Genomic DNA, 4,343 nt, shown 5'->3' on the forward strand with positions numbered 1-4,343 from the left:
CCATCCGCGCCGCGAAGACCGGCGACGACACCAGCAGCTCACGCCCCATCCCCGCCCACTGACCACCCTGACCCGGGAAAACGAACACCACACCGGACTCCGGCCCCGCCGAACCGGTCACCACGCCGGGGTGCGGGAACCCCTGTGCCGCGGCATCGAGCCCGGCCAGCAATTCCTCGCGATCATCACCGACGACAACGACCCGGTCCTCGAACACCGACCGCGTCGACACCAGTGACCCCGCGACATCCACCGGCGCCGGCTCCGGACGCTCGCGCACCCACTCCGCCAACCGGCCCGCCTGCGCCGCGACGGCGTCCGCGCCCCGGCCCGACAGCACCCACGCCACCGGCCCACCGGACTCGACCGGCTCGACCTCGTCGACCTCGGGCACCTGCTCCAGAATCACGTGCGCGTTGGTGCCACTGATCCCGAACGACGAGACGGCGGCCCGGCGCGGACGATCGCGCTCCGGCCAGTCCCGCGCCTCGGTCAGCAGCTCGACCGCGCCCGAGGCCCAATCCACCTGCGGCGTCGGCTCGTCCACGTGCAACGTCGCAGGCATCACCCCGTGCCGCAGAGCCAGCACCATCTTGATCACACCCGCGACACCGGCCGCGGCCTGCGTATGCCCGATATTCGACTTGATCGATCCCAGCCACAGCGGGTCGGTGCGGTGCTGCCCGTAGGTGGCGAGCAGGGCCTGAGCCTCGATGGGATCACCGAGCGATGTCCCGGTGCCGTGCGCCTCCACGAGATCCACATCGGCCGCGCTCAGCCCCGCGGCGGCCAGTGCCTGCCGGATCACCCGCTGCTGGGCGGGGCCGTTCGGCGCGGTCAGCCCGCTGGAGGCACCGTCCTGGTTCACCGCACCGGCACGGACCACCGCGAGCACCCGATGGTTCCTCGCCCGCGCGTCCGAGAGGCGCTCCAGCACGAGGATGCCGACGCCCTCACCCCAGCCGGTGCCGTCGGCGGCGCCGGCGAAGGATTTGCACCGGCCGTCCGCGGCGAGCCCGCGCTGCCGGGAGAACTCCACGAATCCCGTCGGGGTCGCCATCACCGCCACCCCGCCGACCAGCGCCATCGAGCACTCCGCCGAGCGCAGCGCATGACCGGCCAGGTGCAGGGCGACCAGCGAGGACGAGCAGGCGGTGTCGACGGTCACCGCGGGCCCCTCCAGCCCGAGCGTGTACGCCACCCGCCCGGAGAGCACGCTGCCCGCGGTGCCGGTGAGCAGATAGCCGTCGGAGCGCGCCGCCGAGCCCTGCGCCACGATCCCGTAGTCCTGCGCATTGCTGCCGACGAAGACTCCGGTATCGCTGCCGTGCAATGTCTTCGGGTCGATCCCGGCGTCCTCGAGCGCCTCCCAGCTGGTTTCGAGCAGCAACCGCTGCTGCGGGTCCATGCCGAGCGCTTCGCGCGGGGAGATGCCGAAGAAGTCGGCGTCGAATTCGCCCGCGTCGTGCAGGAATCCGCCTTCGCGGGTCGATGAGGTTCCCCGGTTGTCCGGGTCCGGGTCGTAGAGCCCGGTCAGATCCCAGCCGCGGCCCGCCGGGAAACCGGTGATCGCGTCCTCGCCGCGGAGCACCAGCTGCCACAGTTGTTCCGGGCTGCGCACCCCGCCGGGCAACCGGCACGCCATGCCGACGATGGCGAGCGGCTCGCCCGAGCGGCCCTCCAGCTCACTGATGCGGCGGCGGCTGTTCTCCAGCTGCGCGACGGTCAGCTTGAGGTAGTCGAACATTTTCTGATCAGTGGACATTACGCATCCTCCTCGTTCGGAGCCGAGGCATCCGCTGATCCGAGACCCAGGGTGTCGTCGATGAGCTTGAACATGTCGTCCGGCGTGAATTCCTGGAACCGATCGGGGTTCGCGTCCGGGTCCGGCCGTCCGGTCAGCAGCGGATCGATTCGGCGCTTCACCAGCAGGCGAAGGTCGTCGGTGGCGGATTCCCCGGAGAGGATCGCCGCCAGCCGCTCCAGGGCGGCGGCCAGCCCGGCGTCCACGTCGAACAGCTGGTCGTGCAGATGCTCCGCGACCGCGGCCACCGTCGGGTAGTCGAAGAGCAGGGTGGAGGGCAGCGCGAGCCCGGTGACGACGCCGAGCCGGTTCCGGAATTCGACGGCGAGCAGCGAGTCGAACCCGGAGTCCAGGAAGCCCCGCGTCGTCCGCACCGCCGCGGGGTCCGCGTGGCCGAGCACCCGGGCCGCCTCGGCGCGGACCAGCTCGAGCAGGTGCTTCCGCTGTTCGGCCTCGCTCAGCTCGGCCAGCCGATCCACGAGTGCCGGGTGCCCGGCACCGCCCCGATCCGCCTCCGCCTCCGCGAGCAGCGCCTTGACCTGCGGTAGTTCGCCGAGCAGCGGGCGCGGCCCGGCATCGGCGTAGGCGGGGTGGAAGCGGGACCAGTTCATGTCGGCCACGGTGATCGCGGTGTCGCCGAGTTCGAGAGCCCGGTGCAGCGCGCGCACGGCGGCTTCCGGGGGCAGCAGGATCAGCCCGCGCCGGTCCAGCTGCTCGCCGGCCGCCCGGTCGACCATGCCGCCCTCCGCCCACGGCCCCCACGCGACGGCGGTGGTGGGCGCGCCGGTGCCCGCGCGGTGCTCGGCCAGCGCGTCGAGGTAGGCATTGGCGGCGGAGTAGGCGCCCTGCCCGCCACCACCCCAAATACCCGCGGCCGAGGAGAACAGCACCAGCCGCACCGGGTCCGGTAGCGCGGAGAGCACCCGGTGCAGCACCATCGCACCGCCTACCTTCGCCGCCGTGACCGCGGCGAGCCCGGCGGTATCCAGGTCGTCGATCGCGCTCCGCGTGCTCGCCCCCGCCGTGTGTACGACGGTCGTGAGCGGGTGCTCGTCCGGGATTCCGGCGACGATGCCCGCCACCGCGTCGCGGTCGGTGATATCGCAGGCCACCGCCCGGATCTCGATATCGGTGGCCGAGGAACGCAGTTCGGCGATCAGCTCGTCGACTCCCGGGGTGTCCGGGCCGCGCCGGGAGAGGAGCAGGAGCCGGCTCGCCCCCTGCGCGGCCGCCCAGCGGGCGACATGCGCGCCGAGCGCGCCGGTGCCGCCGGTGATCAGCACCGTGCCACCGGCGACCGGGCGTGCCGCAGGCTGCGATCCGGTCGCGGGTGCGGGGAGCAGGCGGCGCAGGAACACCCCCGTCGGGCGGATCGCGACCTGGTCCTCACCGGCCGTGCCAGAGACGACCGCGCAGAGCGCGCGTTCGGCGGCGGCGTCGAAATCGGCGGGCAGGTCGATGAGCCCGCCCCGGTGTGCGGGGTGCTCGAGTCCGGCGACGCGGCCGAGGCCCCACACCATCGCCTGTGCGGGCGCGGTCAGCTCGTCGCCGGCGCCGGTGGAGACGGCACCGCGGGTCACCGACCACAGTGGTGCCCCCGCTCCCGCTTTCGTCAGCGCCTGGACCAGGCGCACGGTGTGCGCGAGCCCGGGAGTGACCCCGGCGGCGTCCGGGATATCGAGGAGTCCGAGCAGGGACAGCACACCGGTGACCGATGCTGCCGCTTCCGGCAGTTCGTCCGGGGAGTCGATGACGACGGTCGTCGCGCCGTGCGCGGTCAGGGCACGGGCGCACGCGGCGGTGAGTTCCTCGAGGCCGGGGGCGGTGACGATCAGCCAGGTGCCGGTGAGCACGCCGGTACCGAGTGGTTCGGTCGCGGCCTTCCAGCCGACGCGGTAGCGCCAGGAGTCGATCTGCGCGTGCGCGCGGCGGGACGAGCGCCAGGCCGAGATGGCGTCGCGCACCGGGGTCAGCGTGTCGTCCGCGCCGGACTCGATCAGCTGCCAGAACGCGGTGTCGTCCGGGGTGGATTCGAGCCAATAGCGATCGTGCTGGAACGCGTAGGTGGGCAGCGGGACCCGGCGGCCCGGCTTGACCCTGGACCAATCGACGTCGACACCCGCGGTGAACGCACGGGCCACACCCTCCAGGAGCTCGCGTTCGCCACGCAGCAGTTTCATCACATCGAGGTGATGGGTGTCGGCGAGGACATCGAGGGCCTTGGCGAACTGAACCGTCTCGCGCACATGAGACACCCAGTATTCGACCGAGGTCGCCTGTTCGGCGGTCAGCAGTTCCCCGGTGCGGTCCGAGACCACCGGAATACGCGGCGCCGACAACTCGACACCCTCCAGCACCCGGGCGAACTCCTCGAGCATGGCGTCCATGTGCGGGGAATGGAACGCGTGCGAAACGGCGAGCCGCTTCGTCTGCTCCCACTTCGCGGCCACGGCCGAGACCGCGTCCTCGTCACCCGAGATCACAACCGTGTCGACGGCATTCACCGCCGCGATCGACACACCCGGTACGAGCGAATCAC

2 protein-coding genes are annotated in these 4,343 nt (G+C 72.2%); both read right to left on the minus strand.

Going from position 1 to position 4,343, the window contains the following annotated elements; all coding sequences use genetic code 11:
• Nucleotides 1–1,765: type I polyketide synthase (locus tag ACFO0B_RS31480; protein WP_378617391.1), on the minus strand; the 1,765-nt coding region annotated here is incomplete at its 3' end.
• Nucleotides 1,765–4,343 (minus strand): type I polyketide synthase (locus tag ACFO0B_RS31485; RefSeq protein WP_378617393.1); only part of this gene is annotated, 2,579 nt, incomplete at its 5' end. The genes ACFO0B_RS31485 and ACFO0B_RS31480, both read right to left, overlap by 1 nt.

Origin of the sequence: Nocardia jiangsuensis (assembly GCF_042650385.1) — a bacterium.
GTDB lineage: Bacteria > Actinomycetota > Actinomycetes > Mycobacteriales > Mycobacteriaceae > Nocardia > Nocardia jiangsuensis.